Genomic DNA, 18,847 nt, shown 5'->3' on the forward strand with positions numbered 1-18,847 from the left:
GTCCCGACGTGCGGTTTTGTGACGCACCTGCCCGCCCGCCGCTGGACTCCCACCGGGTCCATCGAGTGGGATTGGCCCACCACACCATCCAGAGCGGCCGAGAGATCTGGCTCGACGACGCCGCAGCAACCAGCCAACCGACCCGGGACACCGGGACCGGCCGGCACGGTGCTACCGCCAGGATCGATGGAGGATCAAATGAATCATCACGCCACGGAACAGATCCACGCCGGCTACGAGCCCGAGGCCCCCTACTGGCCGGTGGCCGTGCCCATCCACCAGACGGCGGCCTACCGCTTCCCGGACCACGCCACGGCCGCCTCGATGTTCCGGCTGGAGACCCCGGGCTTCACCTACAGCCGCACGGGCAACCCGACCGTGGCCGTGTTCGAGAACCGGCTGGCGGCCCTGGAGGGCGGGATCGGGGCCATCGGCACCGCGACCGGCCAGGCCGCCGTCGCCCTGTCCCTGCTGACCCTGCTCCACGCCGGCAAGCACCTGGTCGCCTCCAGTCAGCTCTACGGCGGGACGGTGGACCTGCTGACGGACACCTTCGCCGACTTCGGCATTGAGGTCACGTTCGCCGACCCCGCGGACCCGGTGGCGTGGGCCGCGGCGATCCGGCCGGACACCCGCGCGTTCTTCCTCGAGGCCATCACCAACCCGCTGGCCACCCTGCCGGACCTGCCGGCGCTGGCGGACATCGCCCACGGCGCCGGCGTGCCGGTGATCGTGGACAGCACGCTGGCCACGCCGGCCCTGTACCGGCCACTGGAGCACGGCGCTGACGTGGTGGTGCACTCGGCCACGAAGTTCCTCGGCGGGCACGGCACGGTGCTCGGTGGGGCGATCGTGGACGGGGGGACCTTCGACTACGGCGCGGCCCCGGAACGGTGGCCACAACTGGCCCGGCCCAAGGCTCGCTACGGCGGGCAGACGCTCGTCGACCGGCACGGCCGCGGCGCGTACCTCGCGCTGGCCCGCAGCAAGTTCCTGCACGACCTCGGCCCGACCCTCGCCCCGGCCAGCGCCGCGCAGTTCATCCAGGGCCTGGAGACCCTCGAGGTCCGCATCGCCCGGCACGGGACCACCGCCCTCACGGTGGCCGAGCACCTGGCCGGGCACCCCGCCGTCGGGCGCGTCCACCACCCGGGGATCCCCGGGCACCCCAGTGCCGCCCTCGCCGCGCGGGACTTCCCGCACGGCACCGGCTCGGTGTTCTCCTTCGACCTGGCGGCCGGACCGGAGGCCGTGGGCCCGTTCATCGACGCGCTGGAGCTGTTCCAGCTCGTGGCCAACGTGGGCGACGTGCGCTCGTTGGTCTGTCATCCCGCCACCATGACCCACTGTCGCCTCGCCCCGGACCGCCGCGAGGCCGCGGGGATCGGCGAGACCACGATCCGGCTGTCCATCGGACTGGAGTGTCCGCAGGACCTGGTCGCGGACCTCGACCGCGCGCTGGCCACCGTGCCGGTCTCGGTACCGGCCACCGTGCCGACCTCCGCCCTGGCCGGGGAGGTGCGCTGAGATGACCCTCCTGAACGACGCCGCGCTGGCCACCGCGCAGGACACCCGCCGGGGCTTCAACACGACGGCGGTGCACGCCGGCCAGGAGCCGGACCCGCTGACCGGGGCGGTCGTGCCGCCGATCTACCAGACCAGCACCTTCGTCCAGGACGGCATCAACCTGCTGCGCGGCGGCCACGAGTACAGCCGCGGGTCCAACCCCACGCGCAACGGCTTCGAGACCCAACTGGCCGCCCTGGAGCACGGGAGCCGGGCGTTCGCGTTCGCCTCCGGGCTCGCCGCCGAGGACGCCCTGTTGCGCTCGGTGCTGCGCCCCGGGGACCACATCGTGCTCGGCGGAGACGGCTACGGCGGGACGAACCGGCTCATCAACGGCGTCCTCGCGCCGTGGGGCGTTGAGAACACCCCGGTGGACATCACCGATCCCATGGCGGTCGCGGCGGCGGTCCGCCCCGGCACCACGGCCGTGCTGTGGGTGGAGACCCCGTCGAACCCGCTGCTGGGCATCGCGGACCTGGCCGCCTGGGCGGAGATCGCCCACCGGGCCGGGGCGCTGCTGGTGGTGGACAACACCTTCGCCTCCCCGTACCTGCAGCGGCCCCTGGACCTCGGTGCGGACGCGGTGGTGCACTCCACGACCAAGTACATCGGCGGGCACTCGGACGTGTTGGGCGGGGCCGTGGTGGTGGCCGACCGGGAGTACCGGGGGCGGGACCTGGCCGAGGCGGTCGGCTACCAGCAGTTCGCCGCCGGCGCGGTGGCCGGGCCGCAGGACAGCTACCTCGCCGCGCGCGGGCTGAAGACCCTGGGGCTGCGCATGGACCGGCACGGCGCGAACGCCGCGGAACTGGCCGGCTGGCTGCAGGACCAACCGGGGATCGCGCAGGTCTACTACCCGGGACTGCCGGAGCACCCCGGGCACGAGCTGGCGTCCCGGCAGATGGACGGCTACGGCGGGATCGTGTCCGTCCGGCTGACCGGGGGAGAGCCCGCCGCGCGGGCCTTCGCCCAGTCCACCGAGCTGTTCGCGCTCTCGGTCAGCCTCGGCGGGGTCGAGTCCCTGATCTGCTACTGCTCCGAGATGACCCACGCCTCCGTGCGCGGCACCGCCCTGGAGGTCCCGGCCGACCTAGTCCGGCTGTCCGTGGGCGTCGAGGACGTCACCGACCTGCGGGCCGACCTCGAGGCGGCCCTGGACTGCGTTCGAAGTCTCGGATGGATCGACGCGGTGTCAGCGTCGCGGCGCCGACCGGCGCGGGGAGCCGGAGCCACCGGAGCCCGCAACGACGTCCTCCGGCCAGCCCGGGGGTGTCGGAAGCATGACTGAGACGGGTCTCGGGAGAGCAGTGCACGAGCAGCAGCGACGGGCGGTCGGGACCGGGACGGACGGGGGCAGCCGGCTCGCGGACGATCGGGGGGAATCGATGGATCGGATCACCAGGACGAACGAGTTCACCTTCGGGATCAGCACCACCCGCTTCGATGAGGACTACTCCCCGTCATCCAGTTCCCGCGGCACCACGAACTTCGCGAACCTGGCCCGCGGCGCCGACCGTCAGCAGAACCTGCGCGACACCCTGGCGATGATCGAGAATCGCTTCAACGACCTGGCGCACTGGGACAACCCGGGCCGTGACCGCTATGCCGTGGAGATCGACATCGTCTCCGTCGACCTGCTCTTCACCGCGTACGGCGAGGACGCGGCGTTCCCCCTGGTCGAGATGCTCGACGTGGGGATCCGGGACACGCTGGCCAACGTACGTCTCGACGGAATCGTGGGGAACAACTTCTCGTCCTACCTCCGTGACTACGACTTCAGCGTGGTGTTGCCGGAACACCAGGCGAGGGCGCCGCGGTCCAGCATCCCCAGCGACTTCGGCGCACTGCACGGGAAACTCTTCCAGCACTTCGTGGACTCCGATGCCTATCGGAAGCGGTTCCCCCAGCCTCCTGTGATCTGCATCAGTGTCTCGAGTTCCAAGACCTACCGCCGGCTCGAGAATCGGCATCCGATACTCGGGGTCGAGTATCGGCAGGACGAGTCCTCCCTGACCGATCGATACTTCGAGAGGATGGGGCTGCGCGTCCGCTACTTCATGCCCCCCGGCTCGGTCGCGCCCCTGGCGTTCTACTTCCGGGACGATCTCCTCAACGATTATTCCAGCCTGGCGCTCATCGGCCTCATCAGCACGATGGAGGCGTTCCAGAAGATCTATCGCCCGGAGATCTACAACGCCAACGCGGCGGCCGGCCGGGTCTACCGGCCGAGCCTGGACCATCGCGACTATTCGATGACGCGTGTCACCTACGACCGCGAGGAGCGCAGCCACCTGGCCCTCGCGCAGGGGAAGTTTACGGAGGAGCACTTCGTGAAGCCACACCAGGGCCTCCTTGAGCGATGGGCCGCGACACATGCATCCTGACCGCACGAAACAAGGAGAACCACCGATGAACACCCTGTTGCCCACCACCATCGTCGGCAGCCTGCCCAAGCCCTCCTGGCTCGCGGAGGCCAAGACGCTGTGGTCGCCGTGGAAGCTGGACGGCGAGGAACTGCGGGAGGGCCAGCGGGATGCGCTGGCCCTGGCCGTGGACGAGCAGCGCCAGGCGGGTATCGACATCGTCAGCGACGGGGAGCAGACCCGTCAGCACTTCGTCACCACGTTCATCGAACACCTCAGCGGCGTCGACTTCGAGCGGCGTGAAACGGTGCGGATCCGCGACCGCTACGACGCGAGCGTGCCGACGGTCGTCGGCGCGGTGGGCCGTGAGCGCTCGGTCTTCGTCGACGACGCGAAGGCCCTGCGTGCCCGAACCAGCCAGCCCATCAAGTGGACGCTGCCCGGCCCCATGACCATGATCGACACCCTCTCCGACAAGCACTACGGCAGCCGCGAGAAGCTCGCCTGGGAGTTCGCAACGATCCTCAACCAGGAGGCCCACGAGCTGGAGGCGGCAGGCGTGGACATCATCCAATTCGACGAGCCCGCCTTCAACGTGTTCTTCGACGACCTGAAGGACTGGGGCGTGGCCGCCCTCGAGCGCGCGGCCGAGGGGCTGCGCAGCCAGACGGTCGTGCACATCTGCTACGGCTACGGCATCCAGGCCAATACCGAGTGGAAGGCCACGCTGGGAGCGGAATGGCGCCAGTACGAGACGTCGTTCCCGCTGCTCCAGCAGTCCTCGATCGACATGATCTCGCTGGAGCGCCACAACTCCCGCGTCCCGGTCGAGCTCATCGAACTGCTCCGGGGCAAGAAGGTGATGGTCGGGGCCATCGACGTCGCCAGCGACGCGATCGAGACTCCCGAGGAGGTGGCCGCCACCCTCCGGGACGTGCTCCGGTTCGTCGATGCAGACAAGCTGTACCCGAGCACGAACTGCGGTATGGCGCCACTGGCCCGGAGCGTTGCGCGAGACAAGATGAGGGCCCTGGCTGCAGGGGCGCAGATCATCCGGGCGGGACTCCCCGGCGCGATCCCCTGACTCCCGCGCGCACCCCTTAGCCGACGGGTCTCCCATCCTGCCTGCCTGGAGCGCGACGGTCAGCATGATCGATTGCTCACAGGGCTAGATTACGTTCGAGAAAGTGATCGCAACTCGTGGGTAACTTGGCGTCACCCTGGGACGCATCAGTCATCTTGGGTGGTGTATTCACCCTCGTCGGCGTGGCCTGTGTCCGCTCATGAACGCTGGGGTTTATGCCGGCGCTCACCGTCGTGTTGTATGGTCTCCGACCCATCCGTCTCATGATCAGGAGCGCCCCATGATCCGCACCCGCACCCTCTCTCTGTCCGCTATTGCACTGGCTAGTGTCCTGGCTCTGTCGGCATGCGGCGGTGGTGGCGGGGATCAGGCTGAAGCCGAACTGGGCACCGAGGCGAACCCGGTCCAGCTCGGCGTCGTGGGCGCATCCGAGCCGTACTGGAGCACCTACGAGGAGGCCGTGGAGGCGGAGGGCATTCAGTTGGAGATCGTGGACTTCACCGAGTACACCCAGCCGAACCCGGCCTTGAGCGAGGGCGAGCTGGACATCAACCAGTTCCAGCACATCCAGTACCTGGCCGACTACAACGTCTCCTCTGGGGATGACATTCAGCCGATTGGCGCCACGGCGATCTACCCGCTGGGCTTCTACTCGGAGAAGTATGAGTCCGTGGATCAGATCCCGGAGGGTGAAGAGGTCGTGGTGCCCAACGACACCGTCAATCAGGCCCGCGGACTGCTGGTGCTGCAGTCGGCCGGGCTCATCAGCCTGCAGGATGGTGGCAACGCCTCTTCGACCCTGGAGGACGTCATCAAGGACAAGTCCAAGGTGACCGTCAAGGCCCTGGATGCGGCCGTCACTGTGACCTCCCTGCCCGACGTGGCCGGGGCCATCGTGAACAACGACTTCATCAACGACGCGGGCCTGAAGCCAGAGGACGCCCTGGCCCAAGACGACCCCAACGATCCCTCCGCTTTGCCCTACGTCAACATCTTCGCGGCCCAGGCCAAGGACGTGGACAATGAGGTACTGCAGAAGCTGGTGGAGATCTACCAGACCAACCAGGACGTCCTGGATGGTGCCCAGGAGTCCGCCGGCGGCACCGCCGTGTTCTTGAAGACTCCGGCTGAGGAACTCCAGTCCTCGCTCGAGGAGACGGAGACGGCCCTCCGCGACGCCCAGTAAGGACACACCCTCTCAACCCGACGCCGGCCGGCGCCTTCCCCGGGGAAGGTGCCGGCCGGCGTCGGGTGCCCTCGGAAGGACGGCCCGTCACCCGTGCTACACATCATCCTGAAGGACGTCACCAAGGAGTATCCGCCCGCTAAACGTGGCGGGAACCCCGTCATCGCCGTGGACAGCGTCTCCCTCGAGATCGAGCAAGGCGACGTGTATGGCATCATCGGCTACTCCGGCGCCGGCAAATCAACTCTGGTACGTCTGATCAACGCATTGGAGCCAGCGTCGAGCGGCAGCATCGAGATCGACGGCGTGGACATCACCTCTCTCTCGGCCGGCAAGCAGCGCCAGATGCGCACTGGCATCGGGATGATCTTCCAGCGCTTCAACCTCCTGGGTTCCCGATCGGTCCGCCGCAATGTGGAGTATCCCCTGGAGGTGGCCGGATGGAAGGGCAAGGATCGCAAGGACCGGGCCTTGGAGCTGTTGGAGTTTGTGGGCCTAGCGGACAAGGCGGACAACTTCCCCGAGCAGCTCTCGGGCGGCCAGCAGCAACGGGTGGGCATCGCCCGCGCCCTGGCGGCCAATCCCGCCATCCTGTTGGCCGATGAGGCCACCTCGGCCCTGGACCCGGAAACCACGGACGAGGTCCTCGACCTGCTGGGTAAGGTCAACCGAGAACTCGGTGTGACCATCGTGGTGATCACCCATGAGATGGACGTGATCGCGCGCATCGCCACCAAGGTGGCGGTCATGGAGCGCGGTCGCGTGGTCGAGTCTGGCGAGACCTACAACGTCTTCACCAATCCCCAGACACCTACGGCCAGGCGATTCGTGCGCACGGTGGTGCGGAACCTGCCCACCGGCGACGAGCTGGCCGAACTGCGGGCCCAGCACCAGGGACGATTCTTCACTATCTCCTTCACCGACGAGGGCGCGACCGAAGCGAGGGTATTCGCGGCGCTGGCGCGGGCAGGCGTGGACTTCAATCTGGTCCACGGTGGCGTGGACTCCATCCAGGGCAGGGTCTACGGCCTGTTGACGATCGCCGTGCGTGGTGACGCCTCCAGGGTGCGTGAGGCCCTATCCACGGTCGGGTCCCTGGTCAAGGTCGAGGAGGTTTCCCCGTGAACGACATTACGACGCAGATTGCGGAGTTGATGCCCACCCTGTTGGAGCAGACCGGCATCATGATGTGGATTGTCGCGCTGGCGCTGTTCTTTGGCGGAATCGCAGGACTCATCCTGGGGCTGCTGCTGTACGTGACGCGCAAGGGAGGGATCCTGCAGCAGCCGGTGGTCTTCTGGGTGATCTCGATCCTGGTGAACACTTTCCGGCCGGTGCCCTTCATCATCTTCATCGCCGCCGTACAGCCGCTAGCCCGCGTAGTGGTCGGCACCGGAATCGGTTCAGACGCCGTGGTCTTCGGCATTTCCATCGCGGCGAGCTTCTTCATCGCCCGACTGGTGGAGCAGAACCTGATGGCCGTTGACCCTGGGGTGATCGAAGCGGCCCGCGCCATGGGCGCCGGCCCCTGGCGCATCATCCGCACGGTCATCCTGCCCGAGGCCCTCGGGCCCCTGTTGCTGGGTTACACGTTCGCGATCATCGCCTTAGTGGATATGTCCGCCGTGGCCGGCATCATCGGCGGCGAAGGACTGGGCAACTACGCCGTCGCCTACGGCTACCGCCAATTCGACCCAGTGGTCACGTGGGCGGCCCTATTCATCATCGTGATCGTGGTCCAGGTGATCCAAGCCCTGGGCAACCTGCTGGCGCGGAGGGTGCTGAGGCGTTAGGGATCAGCTTCACATCACGGTTCGCCTGCATTGCTGCAACGCTGGAATTGCGGCAGCGCTAGATTCGATGGCGCAACAACGGTGAGCACTGAATCGATGATCGGGCCGGTGTATTGCCAATCGCATGATCGGCTAGGCATCATCTGCCGGTTCCGCGTCAAGGGCATCGGGCAAAAGCGACCCGAGTATTTTGAGTCGGCCTTTGGTCGCGGGTTAAGCCCGCCCAGGAGCGCGACACGGCCGGCACAGCACGCGTCAGCTCCTGCTCAGACGTTCGCATTAGGTGCGCGTCCACGGTGTTATCCGTTTCCTCAGGATGTGCGAAGGGCGCACATGGTTAAACTTCTACTGGCACCCCTGCGTATCGGGTGAGGGCGTAAACCTGACCTGGGTCTTGTTGCCTAGGACGTGAGTGGGTCGCTCGTGTCCGATCATGTCCGGCGGTGACTTATGCTCCCGGGAGGGCACGAGCAGAGGAGCCAGGCCATGGACGATCGGCGGTCCCCGCCGCGGCGCTATGAAGTGTTGGCGTTGGCTGTGTTGGTGGTTTCTGTCCTTGTCGGTTTCCTGGTGGTCGGTGCGGTGCTGAGACCTGAACAGTCGTTCTGGGAGCATCTGCGCCCCGGCGTGGTGATTGCCGTGGGCATGTTGATTGCCTATCCGTTTCTGAAGAAGGCACGGCAGAAGCAGTAGAAGCCGTGTGGTGATAGCAGGGGGCTGCCGGGGATTCGCGCTTAGCGTTGTCGGCCGGCGTAGCGGGCCCAGGGCTCGGCGGCGTGGGCGGCGTGTTTGAACGCGACCTGGTGGCTGTAGCCCAGGGCGTCGGCGGCCACCGGGGGAGGGACTTCGGTGACGAGGTCGGCTAGGGCGCGGTTGCGGGCGCCGAGCAGGTTCACCCCGAGGGCCCGGAGCCGGTTGCGGAGGGTGTTCGGGTGCAGGTGGGTGCCGGCGCGGGTGCCCGGGAACAGCCAGGGACTGTCGGGGCCGGTGGCGGTGTTCAGGTTCGGTCGGGTGGTCAGGTGCTGGTCCAGCAACTCGGCGAACGGGGCAGGCACGGGGGTGGGGTGTTTGCCCAGGGTCAGGTGGAGGTGGTCCTCGGTGGTGGTGATGTCGCCGGTGCGTAGCCCGGTGATCCGGATCAGGGGCTGGGCGTAGAGCAGCAGCAGGGTGCCGGCGGTGCGGTAGGGCAGGGACTCGCTGGTGCCGGTGAGCAGCTCGTTGAGCCAGGCCAGGCGTTGGTCCTGGGTCAGGGCCGGGCTGGTGCGCGCGGCGCGGTGTCCGAGACTGAGGTTGGTGTTCAGGTGGGTGCTGTGGGCGAAGACGATGAAGGTGCGGATGGCGTGTCGGGTGGTCGGCCCGCTGGCGAGGTAGGCGTCGAGGTCTTGCTGGGTGCAGCTGGCCGCGGTGCGCTGGTGGGTGGCATCGAGCCAGGTGAGGAACTTGATGGTCTCGGTGATCTCCTGCTTGGCCGAGTGCACCGGTCCCTGGGTGGGTTCGGCGGCGTCGGCCTTGGCCCGGATGCGCTTGAGATGGTGCCAGGCGGCGAACTGCTCCACCACTGCGGCGATGTGCCGCGGTAGTGGGTCGATCCTGACCTGAATCCAGGTCTGGAACAGTGCGAGGTAGTGGTCCCGTGGCGGCAGTAGTCCGTGGTGGACCAGCAGGGCGCGTAGGTGCTCGATGTGGCGGCCGGTGCCGTGGGCGTCCAGTGCCTCGTGGCTCAGGGGTGTCTGTCCGCTGGCCAGGTGCTGCAGCAGGGCGTTCACCTTGGTGGAGCGTTTCCAGGTCAGGATGCTCTCGGGGCGCCTGGCGGCGCAGAGGGCGTCGATGAGCCGGCGGATCGGCTCGGGGTCGGGGGAGCCGGGGAGGAGTTCGTCGGTGAGGTCCTCGCGCAGGGCGCAGCGGGCGCAGATGCCGCGGCGGTAGAACTCGCCCTCGTGCCCGCAGCGGGCGCAGGCGAAGTCCTGGGCGATCCCCGCGCAGGGTGCGCAACGCGGCTGGCCGGCGTTGTTGGGTGGTCCGGGCAGCAGGCGGTGCTGTCCGCAACCGGGGCAGGTGCCGTGGGTGCGGGTGGCCTGGTGGTAGCAGATCCCACAGATCGGTCCCTCGGGCCATGTGGTGCGGGCCCGGCCGACCGCGCGGTGGCAGCGGGAGCAGATCACCGTCCCGGTGGTGCGGGGCCGGCCGCGGGTGGTGGAGCGGGGCGTGAGCCCGGCCGGGGCCTCACTGTCCATCGTCGATGATCCGGGCCCGGCGGGGCCTCACCGCGCGGTTCAGGTCGACCACGTTCACGCCGGGGGAGGTGCCGGTCTTCCGGGGTCGGGCGTCGGTGGCGGTGACGGTGATCAGGTCATCGGGCCCGCAGCCGAAGATGTCGCAGATCGCCGAGACCAGGTGCAGCGAGACCCGTTCGGGGCGCTGGTTCACCAGCCGGTAGACCTGAGGCCGGGAGAGGGCGATGCCGCGGTCGGCCAGCAGGGGGATCAGCTCGGTGGTGTTGTGCAGTCCGCGCCCGGCCATCAGTTCGGCCAGGCGCCAGGTGTAATCGACCGCGCGTCTCATTCGGTTCCTTCCCGGGTTCCGGCGGCCTGGGCCAGGGTGCGGTCCAGGGCGGCCTTCAGGGTGGCATTGCGGTAATCGGAGCTGACGAACTGGTAGATCCCGGTGGTCGAGGGGTGCTCGTGGCCCATCTGGTGCTGGACGAACATCGGGTCCCAGCCGTCCTCGAGCAGGTGCGTGGCGTAGGACCGGCGCAGCGAGTGCAGATCCAGGCCCTCGGGCAACTCCAGTTCCGCGCAATAGCGGCGCAGCCGCCGCAGCAGCGTGGATTCATGGACCAGACCACCGCGTTCACTGGGGAACAGCTCCAGGGTGCCCGGGCTCCCGCGGCCGTTGGCCAGCCAGGCCTGGAGGATCTCCGGGGTCCAGGCGAAGACGGTCAGCACGCTGCGCGGCTTGGGCGGGGAGCCGCGGCGGGCCTTGCCGTAGCGGACCTTGCACATCCCGAAGGTACCGAAGCGGCGCGCGTGCGGGTTCGTGGCGAAGTCCACCGTCTGCAGGTGGCGCAGCTCGTTGAATCGCAGCCCGTAGGAGTAGGCGACCTTGAGCATCACCGAGTCCCGGTAGGCCGGGGCCCAGCCCTTGCGGCCCGAGGCGGCGATGCGCTGCACCTCGTCGTCGGCGTGGTCGAACAGTCGCTGCAACTCCCGGCGGGTGAACGGGCGCTTGGCCGGCCGGGCCTCGTACTCCTGAGCATGCGCGGCGGTGTTCCAGTCGAAGAACACCTGGGCCGGATGGATGCCGAACAGCTGCTCACAGACCCGGTCCCAACCGTAGTCCGGGCAGCAGATGTACGAGGTGAAATGTCGCAGCGCCGACTGCTGGCCGCGCACCGTGGCGTGGCTGAGCCGTCGCACCGAGCGCAGATCGGCGAAGTACTCCTCGACCATCCCCGGCGTCCAGTGCCAGGGGAACTCGTTGACGTGATCCAGGAACCGACGCACATACCGGATCCGCTGATCGATCGTGGCGAACTGCAGGTTCCGGCACAGCTGCTGATTGCGCCATCCCTCGAGCATTTCCTCGACCATCTGCTGCTCCGGATGCAGCAGGGCCGCCGCGGCCACCAGATGCACCCGACCCGCCTTATCGACCGCCACGGAGCCTCCGACCGCCGTCTCAACAGATGAATGGATCCTTCATCGGATGCATCAACAGCGCAATGGCCCAGGTCCCGCGGGTGAGGCAAATATCCTGCTCCAGAACCGCACGGGCCGATCGTCGCCTCCAGCACGACGATCCGCGGGCCTAAACCTCTTGTCAGTGACCTGTTTCGCAGGCCTAGCGGGAGAGGGGTGCATCGCAAGAGAATGATGCATCAGATGAGATACGCAGAGTGCCACTTGACGTAACAATGGTTATCGGCGCCCAATCTGATGCGGCTGCAAGAGAGCGGCACTTGGTTGCTCTGCGCTATTTGACGTTTCGACGAGACCGCCCCTCGGAGGAATGTCCTCACGGAACTGCCTACGCACGTGGTCCTTCCCAGCCGGTCGACGGACGCTGGCCTGGGCAGCTGCCCCTGGAGCAACACGGAAGACAATTCCGGAGATCCCCCGAAGACCGTGAAGCCAATCTCGAATCCGCGCGTGCTGAGCGCTTGACCGAGACCCTCGCCGGCCGGACGATCGATGGAGTCGAAAAAACTTTGGTGTGATCCAAGAAAATTGTTGCATACCTATGATCTGCGCCACTAGCATCCATGACGACGTGATGTACGTCGCACGGATGTCTAGTAGGAGAACCCAGATATGCACATCGAAATTGCTGGTGCGGGCCTGGCGGGGCTGACGGCAGCCGCTGCCTTCGCTAAGGCCGGAGCCTCCGTCCGGGTCCATGAGAAGGGGTCCGAGCTGCGCGAGATCGGCGCGGGCATTTACTTGTGGGAGAACGGGTTGCGCGCTCTGGAAGCAGTGGGTGCCTACGACGAGGTCGTGAGCTGGTCGGAAAAGGTTGAGGTTCCTTTCCTGCGCGATCATGATGGGCGCACCCTGCAGGAAGAGTGGCTGCGGAACCATCGTCTCTACACCGTCGGGCGTCGACACCTTCATCAGAGTCTGGTCAACGCTGCTCGCCGTAACGGTGCCGAGATCCTCACCAATTCCTCCGTCGTCAAGGCCTCCCCCAATGGGGAGCTGACCCTGGCCGACGGTACGCAGTATCAGGCCGACTTGGTCATCGGCGCAGATGGTGTCTTCTCCAAGGTCCGGGATTCGTTGGGGTTGCGCAAGAAGCTAGTTGATCTTCGCGACGGCGGTGGGCGGCATCTGATTCCCCGGACTGGTGATGATCCAGTGAATCAAACCATTGAGCAGTGGAACGGTGGCCGGCGCATCGGTGTTATTCCGTGTTCACCGGAGGAGACCTACATTTTCCTCTGCTGCCCCGCCAATGATCTTGAGGGCAGGAAGCAGCAGCCGTTCAATCCTGCTGTTTGGGTCGAGAGCTTCCCGGAGTTCAGGTCACAGTTGGAGCGTATTCCTACCAATACCGAGGGCCGGTGGGCGCCGTTCCATGATGTGCATGTAGCTAAGTGGTACAGCGGTCGGGTCGCCCTGGTGGGTGACGCAGCCCATGCCATGTCTCCCAACTTGGGTCAGGCGGCTTGCGTGGCTATGACCAATGCGGTGGCCCTCGCTATTTCGGCGACTGGCAGCACGACCCTGGAGTTCGCGCTCAAGTCGTGGGAAAGCGCACAGCGGGAGATGAGCGATGGCGTCCAGCAGTACTCGCGTATCTACGGAAAGGTCGGCACGGCTTGGCCGAAGGATCTTCTCAACATTCGTTCCGCACTGGTCAAGAAGTTCACGGCTTCGCGCCGGGTTCAAGGTGCGATCAATTTCGCCGCGGAGAGCTTTCCGGCCGGTGAGATCCGTCCGGTGCAGTCCGATGCGGACCGGTTGGCTCAAGAACTGCTGGCATGAACCGCCACGCCCTGAGAGTCTTAGCTCTTGCACCACTGACAGCGGTACCACTGCTGGCCGGATGTGCTCCGGTTGATATCGCAGCAGAGCCTGTAACCGGTTCCTCTTGGAAGGTGCCGGCGCTGTTGACGGATTGCGACGATCCCGGCGTGGAGATCAACGGTTGCGTTGGTCCGAATAGTCCCGGGTCCTACGAATCTCTCGATCAGAACAGTGTGGAAGAGGCCTGGCGGATCTGTTCGATCCTGCCGCATTTGAAGGATCAGACGTGGATCGGGATGAACTACGGACAAGCCAATCAGGCGCAGCAGCTGGGCGTTTCCCTTACGACGACGGATGCCGGTGGATATGAGAATCTCGCCGATCAGGTCACCCAGGTGGAGGATTGTGTGAGCTCCGGTGCTGACGCCATTCTGCTCAGTGCGGTCAGCAATGAGTCTCTGAACCCGGCTATTGCAGCGGCAAAGCGTCATGAAGTCAAAGTCATCGACGTGGGAAATGGTGTTTCCTCCACCGACGTGGATGCCCGGGTTTTGCAGGACTACTTCGACATGGGAAAGCTGATCGGCGATCACGTGGCGTCCCTGGGTGAGCCACTGAAGGTCGCTCTGCTGCCTGGTCCCGCCGGAGCGGCATGGACGGAACGGACCCGGTTGGGCTTCGAAGCCGCTATTGAGGGTTCCGGAGTCACCGTGATGGACATCAAGTACGGCGACACCGGCAAGGAAGTTCAGCTCAAGCTGGTGGAAGACGTGCTCTCCGCCAATCCAGAGCTTGATGCGATCGTTGGCACCGCTATCACCATGGAAGTGGCAGCGACGGTGCTGGCAGAGCAGGGAAAGACTGACGATGTTCGGCTGTACGGGACTTATGTGACACCGCAGGCCGTCGAACTGATCGACAAGGGCCGAGCCAACTGCGCACCGTCCGAGCAATCGAGCCGGATCGGCAAGATGTCCGTGGATCTGGCCGTGCGCGTGCTTCAGGACATGCCCCTGGATCCTGATATTGAACGATATGCACCCGAACCCCTGGTCATCTGCGGTCCGCGGGAGAGTGGTTACGAGAACATCCAGTTTTTCGATGCCACTGGGAGTTTCGCTCCCGACGGTTGGGACCCGATGTTCACTGTAGAAGCGAGCGGAAAATGAGCGCGAGATACGCCCTGCAGGGCAACGTCATCACCATGACCCCAGCCCACGGCATCACGGTGGTCTATGTGGAGGATGGACGGATTGCCGGGACTGGTGACAGCTCTTATGCTGATCAGCTCCGCCGCGACGACATTCCCGTATATGACCTGGGTGACCGTGCCGTCCTACCCGGTTTCATCGACCCGCACGTGCACTTCTCGCAGTATGCGGCCGGCACCCACCGCGGCATCGACTGCCGGGTGCCGGCTTGCAAGACCATTGCCGATGTCCTCGACGCTCTGGAAGCCGGGCTGAAGGCAGGACGTACTGTCGGTGATTGGCTGATCGGCTATGGGAACTTGTTCTTCGATCAGAAGCTGGCGGAACACCGGCTGCCCACCAAGCAGGAGCTGGACTCGGTCAGCCGGATCGTGCCGATCGTATTGCATTGTGGTGGGCACGTCTCGGTGTTGAACAGTGCCGCCCTCGATATCGCTCAGGTCGAGCAGTACATGAACGGTAGCGAGGGCCTGTGGGGCAGCCCCGTGGTCCATCTGGACGGTCAGGGCCAACCCACCGGTGTGGTCGCAGAGATCGACGGCTTGTTGCCTATCCCTGCCAGCAGTGACAGCGAACTGTCCGACTTCTATGCAGATACGTTCCGTACCGATTTCCTGGCCAATGGTGTGACCACCATCGGCGAGATGATCGAATCCAGCCGCGATGTCGAGGTCTTGGATGAGGTCGTCGGCATGGGCCGTCTTCCCGGTCGTATCGCCTTCTATGCGATGGCGCCGTCGTACCTTCCCGTCGTTGAGGCCTGTGATTGGGTCTCTGGTTACGCGTCCCGCAGTGGCTCGGACAAAGTGTGGGCACGTGGAGTGAAGGTGTTTGCCGACGGCGGGTACTCGGCGCGGAATGCTGCCAGCCTTTCGGAGTACACCCGGGATCACAGCCCGCACCGCGGGTACCGCGGCAAGCTGAATCTGTCACGGAGCGCCTTGATGGAGGCCATCAGCCTGGCCCGAGAGCATGATGTACAACTTGCTGTTCATACCAACGGGACGAGAGCGCAGCGTGAAGTGCTCGAGGCAATACTTGCCTTGGGCACACCTCATGACCATGCACCGATCCGTGTCGAGCACTTGGGCAACGTCGTGGCTGCCCGGACGGACATCGCCCTGTGGAGGGCTGCCAATGTCATCCCGGTCATGCAACCGGGGTTCCTGCACAATTTCATTGGCGATTACCTGCCCATGTTGTTTCCCGATACTGGGACGACCGGTCGACTACCGGTGAACACCGTGCTGAATGAGGGCGTTACCCCGGTGTTCAGTTCGGACATCACGCTCGGGGGCGAGTGTGGAGCGACCAATCCACTGCAGACCATCGCCTCCGCTGTCACTCGACGCAGCTACTGGGGACACCACGTTGAGCCGGAGGAAGCGATCTCCGTGGCACAAGCGCTCCGCTTGCACACCATCGAAGCAGCCAAGGTGTTGGGCGTTGACCATCTGGTCGGTTCGTTGGAAGTCGGCAAGGCCGCCGACATCACCATTCTGGACAAGGATCCACGGAGCGTCTCCGGAGATGAGCTCACGAGTATTCGAGTGCACAGCACGTATGTCGATGGCGCGCTGGTATATGGAAGCGGGGATCGGGCATGAATCCGTTGATTGACATTGACCAGGTTGGCAAGACCTTTCCCGGGGTCAAGGCGCTGAGTGAGATCTCGTTCGACATTCGTGCCGGGGAGATTCACGCTCTGATGGGAGAAAACGGCGCCGGGAAGTCGACGTTGATCAAGATTTTGGCCGGAGCCCAAAAGCAGAGCACCGGGACCATCCGGTTGAATGGCACGGCGATTGATTTCAACCGCCCCCAGGATGCCGAGGACGCAGGCATCCGGACGGTGTTCCAGGAACTGAACGTGGTGCCGCAACTCTCCGTTGCCGAGAACATCTGCCTCGGTGCCCTCCCGGGACGGTCGGGATTTGTCGACCGTCCACGAATGCTGCAACGCGCCCAGGAGAGCCTGTCCGCGCTGGGGACGCCCTTACCCTTGGATGCCAAAGCTGGCTCCCTCCCCCGTTCCTCGCAGCAGTTGATCGAAATTGCCCGGGCACTGATGGGAGACGCCAAACTGCTCATTCTCGACGAACCAACAGCGTCATTGGGTGAGCAGGAGAGCCGCCGCTTGCTTCAGATCGTGAAGGACCTGGCCGGCCGTGGCGTGGCCATCCTGTACATCACGCACCGCATGCATGAGGTGATGGAGGTCGCCGATCGGGCCACCATTCTCCGGGATGGAGAGTTCATCGGAACGCTTCAGGCGCCGTTGGACGAGTCCGTGGTGGTCGAACGCATGATTGGGCGGCCGGTCTCGTCGCTGTACCAACACTCGATGCGCAGTCCTGGAGCGGAGCTCTTGAGTTTGCGTGAGCTGACGACCGCCACACTGCGTCAAGCGTCGTTGACCGTGCGAGCCGGTGAAGTCGTCGGCATTGCAGGCCTCTTGGGCTCGGGAAAGTCGGAGATCGGCCGAGCTTGCTTCGGTTTGGACAAAGTCCTCGGGGGGCAGATCGTGTTGGACGGTCGACAGATCGAGACACCCACTCCTGCCCGCATGCTCTCACAGGGCTTGGTGTATTACCCGTCGGACCGGCGTACAGAGGGCTTGGTCATGGGCCGACCACTGCTGGAGGGAATGACCATGGGCTCACACCGGGCTGCAGGTCTACGGCTGTACGGCTTCCTGAAAAAGGGTGAAGAGTCGCGTCGAGCTGCCCATATCGGTGAAGCCCTGGATCTTCGACCGATGTTGCTGGGCCGCAAAGCCAGCGCGTTTTCCGGCGGCAATCAGCAGAAGGCAGTCCTGGCCAGAGGGCAGCTCCATGCCGCCAAAGTGCACATCTTCGACGAACCTACAGTCGGCATCGACGTCGGAGCGAAGGCCGACGTCTATCGGTTGATCGACGACTACGCCGAGGCCGGCCACGGGGTGGTCGTCATCTCGTCCGACCTCACGGAGATCATCGGCATCAGCGATCGCGTCTATGTCATGCATGAAGGCAGCGTCTCGGCCCATCTGACCGGTTCCAATATTTCTGAAGAAGCTATCGCTCACGCCTTCTTCTCCCACGCCGCGGCGTGACGAATCCCCATCTTTTTCACTGAGGAGAGACCTTGACTACTCTTACCCGCCCTGAACAGGCATCTATGCCGCGGCTGAGCAATATTCAGTTTCTGCTGACCGTGGGGTTGCTGCCCTGTTTGCTTGTCGTGATGTTCCTGTTCTTCGTCATCATGGAACCTCGGTTCCTGGACAGCGCGAATCTGGTGAACATTGCTCGACAGTCCGTTTTTCTGCTGCTCATTGCTATGGGTCAGATGATCGTTCTGATCAATGCCCAGCTGGATTTGTCGGTCGGAGCCACTGTCGCTTTGACCAGCGTGGTCGTGGCGATGGCGACCGCCGCCACGGCTGGCGGTCCGGAATCGGTCCTGGTCGGCGTCGTCGTCGGGCTTGTCGTGGGTGGTGCCGTCGGCCTGTTGAACGGGTTCCTCGTGGCCTACTTGAAGGTTCCTTCGTTTATGGCCACGCTCGGAACCACCTCGGTCTTGACCGGACTAGCCCTGATCATCTCCAAGGGCGCACCGATTGTCGGTGTACCACTGATTTTGACCGATTCTCTGGCCACGTCCTCCATTCTCGGGATTCCGGTGACAGTTCTGCTCGGCGCGGCCCTGGCTGTTGGGGTCGGAGTCTTCATGTCGCGGATGCATGCCGGGCGCGACATGTACGCCGTTGGAGGTAACCGCGCGGCCGCTCTCGTTGCCGGCATCAACGTCAAGCGCACCATCATTCTGGCCTTCGTCCTGTGTTCCGTGTTGGCCTCTCTCGCTGGCATCCTGCTCACCGCCCGCGTGGGTTCCGGCGAAGCATCGCTGGGCGCCAGTTACGTGATGCTCTCCATCGCCGCGGCGGTGCTCGGTGGCACCTCGCTCTTTGGCGGTGAAGGCGTCTTGTGGCGCGTGGTCCTCGGCGTAGTTTTCCTGGGTGTGCTCAGCAACGGCATGAACCTGCTGCATGTTTCTAGCTACGTCCAGGAGCTCGTGATCGGTGTCGTCCTGATTGCCGCAGTGGCGGTCGAGCGGTTTAGAGAAACCTCATGAATTGAGCCCTGATAGTGTCAGTTCGAGGCCTTGGGATGGGCCGAGTCACCATGGGAAACAGCG

Annotated in this window: 16 protein-coding genes and 1 riboswitch; of the genes, 13 read left to right on the top strand and 3 right to left on the bottom strand. The window is 65.1% G+C overall.

The genetic code is table 11. The features are described from left to right. Positions 1–81: 81 nt before the first annotated feature. A riboswitch (SAM riboswitch) is annotated at positions 82–193 on the top strand. A 5-nt stretch (positions 194–198) separates the two neighbouring features. The 8 genes from Q0283_RS12310 (at position 199) to Q0283_RS12345 (ending at position 8,685) form a co-directional block, all read left to right on the top strand. Continuing rightward, a complete protein-coding gene (locus Q0283_RS12310; protein ID WP_298044870.1) occupies positions 199–1,527 on the top strand; it encodes an O-acetylhomoserine aminocarboxypropyltransferase/cysteine synthase family protein in 1,329 nt (442 codons plus the stop codon). Between the two features lies 1 nt (position 1,528). Further along, complete coding sequence (locus tag Q0283_RS12315) at positions 1,529–2,854, top strand: cystathionine gamma-synthase (RefSeq protein ID WP_298044872.1); 1,326 nt, start codon at positions 1,529–1,531, stop codon at positions 2,852–2,854. A gap of 97 nt (positions 2,855–2,951) precedes the next feature. Further along, entirely contained in the window at positions 2,952–3,950 is a 999-nt protein-coding gene (locus tag Q0283_RS12320; RefSeq protein ID WP_298044957.1) for a putative oxygenase MesX, read from the top strand. 25 nt (positions 3,951–3,975) lie between these two features. After that, entirely contained in the window at positions 3,976–5,013 is a 1,038-nt protein-coding gene (locus Q0283_RS12325; protein ID WP_298044874.1) for a methionine synthase, read from the top strand. Positions 5,014–5,431: 418 nt separating this feature from the next. Then, a complete protein-coding gene (locus Q0283_RS12330; RefSeq protein WP_324590168.1) occupies positions 5,432–6,199 on the top strand; it encodes a MetQ/NlpA family ABC transporter substrate-binding protein in 768 nt (255 codons plus the stop codon). Positions 6,200–6,292: 93 nt separating this feature from the next. Then, on the top strand, positions 6,293–7,324 hold the full coding sequence (locus Q0283_RS12335) for a methionine ABC transporter ATP-binding protein (RefSeq protein ID WP_298044878.1): 1,032 nt from the start codon (positions 6,293–6,295) through the stop codon (positions 7,322–7,324). A 29-nt stretch (positions 7,325–7,353) separates the two neighbouring features. Continuing rightward, positions 7,354–7,992, top strand: coding sequence for a methionine ABC transporter permease (locus Q0283_RS12340; RefSeq protein ID WP_298044959.1), 639 nt, complete (start codon positions 7,354–7,356; stop codon positions 7,990–7,992). A gap of 486 nt (positions 7,993–8,478) precedes the next feature. Next, a complete protein-coding gene (locus tag Q0283_RS12345; RefSeq protein ID WP_298044879.1) occupies positions 8,479–8,685 on the top strand; it encodes a hypothetical protein in 207 nt (68 codons plus the stop codon). Positions 8,686–8,726: 41 nt separating this feature from the next. Here the strand turns inward: Q0283_RS12345 and Q0283_RS12350 are convergent, their stop codons facing one another. The 3 genes from Q0283_RS12350 to Q0283_RS12360 are packed head-to-tail and all read right to left on the bottom strand — an operon-like array spanning position 8,727 to position 11,651. Further along, a complete protein-coding gene (locus tag Q0283_RS12350) occupies positions 8,727–10,226 on the bottom strand; it encodes a recombinase XerD (protein ID WP_298044881.1) in 1,500 nt (499 codons plus the stop codon). Further along, positions 10,216–10,554 (bottom strand): helix-turn-helix transcriptional regulator, encoded by a 339-nt coding sequence (locus Q0283_RS12355; protein WP_298044883.1) that lies wholly within the window; start codon positions 10,552–10,554, stop codon positions 10,216–10,218. The genes Q0283_RS12350 and Q0283_RS12355 overlap by 11 nt, the downstream gene beginning before the upstream one ends. Further along, positions 10,551–11,651 (bottom strand): site-specific integrase, encoded by a 1,101-nt coding sequence (locus Q0283_RS12360; protein ID WP_324590167.1) that lies wholly within the window; start codon positions 11,649–11,651, stop codon positions 10,551–10,553. Before Q0283_RS12360 ends, Q0283_RS12355 begins: the two co-directional genes overlap by 4 nt. Positions 11,652–12,302: 651 nt before the next feature. On the opposite strand from Q0283_RS12360, the gene Q0283_RS12365 reads away from it, so the two are divergent. Genes Q0283_RS12365 through Q0283_RS12385 form a run of 5 tightly spaced genes read left to right on the top strand, consistent with a single transcriptional unit; the run spans position 12,303 to position 18,784 of the window. Then, positions 12,303–13,475, top strand: coding sequence for an NAD(P)/FAD-dependent oxidoreductase (locus tag Q0283_RS12365; RefSeq protein WP_298044886.1), 1,173 nt, complete (start codon positions 12,303–12,305; stop codon positions 13,473–13,475). Next, the gene (gene torT, locus Q0283_RS12370; protein WP_298044887.1) at positions 13,472–14,626 is read left to right on the top strand and encodes a TMAO reductase system periplasmic protein TorT; all 1,155 of its coding nucleotides are present in this window, start codon (positions 13,472–13,474) and stop codon (positions 14,624–14,626) included. The genes Q0283_RS12365 and torT overlap by 4 nt, the downstream gene beginning before the upstream one ends. Next, positions 14,623–16,275 (top strand): amidohydrolase, encoded by a 1,653-nt coding sequence (locus tag Q0283_RS12375; RefSeq protein WP_298044888.1) that lies wholly within the window; start codon positions 14,623–14,625, stop codon positions 16,273–16,275. Before torT ends, Q0283_RS12375 begins: the two co-directional genes overlap by 4 nt. Further along, positions 16,272–17,762, top strand: a complete 1,491-nt coding sequence (locus Q0283_RS12380) for a sugar ABC transporter ATP-binding protein (RefSeq protein ID WP_298044890.1) — start codon at positions 16,272–16,274, stop codon at positions 17,760–17,762. The genes Q0283_RS12375 and Q0283_RS12380 overlap by 4 nt, the downstream gene beginning before the upstream one ends. Positions 17,763–17,794: 32 nt before the next feature. Beyond that, positions 17,795–18,784 carry an ABC transporter permease gene (locus tag Q0283_RS12385; RefSeq protein ID WP_298044891.1) on the top strand — a complete coding sequence of 330 codons (990 nt, stop codon included), beginning with the start codon at positions 17,795–17,797 and terminating at the stop codon, positions 18,782–18,784. Positions 18,785–18,847 lie beyond the last annotated feature (63 nt).

The sequence above is a fragment of the uncultured Citricoccus sp. genome, assembly GCF_937871995.1.
In the GTDB taxonomy this organism is placed as follows: Bacteria; Actinomycetota; Actinomycetes; order Actinomycetales; family Micrococcaceae; genus Citricoccus.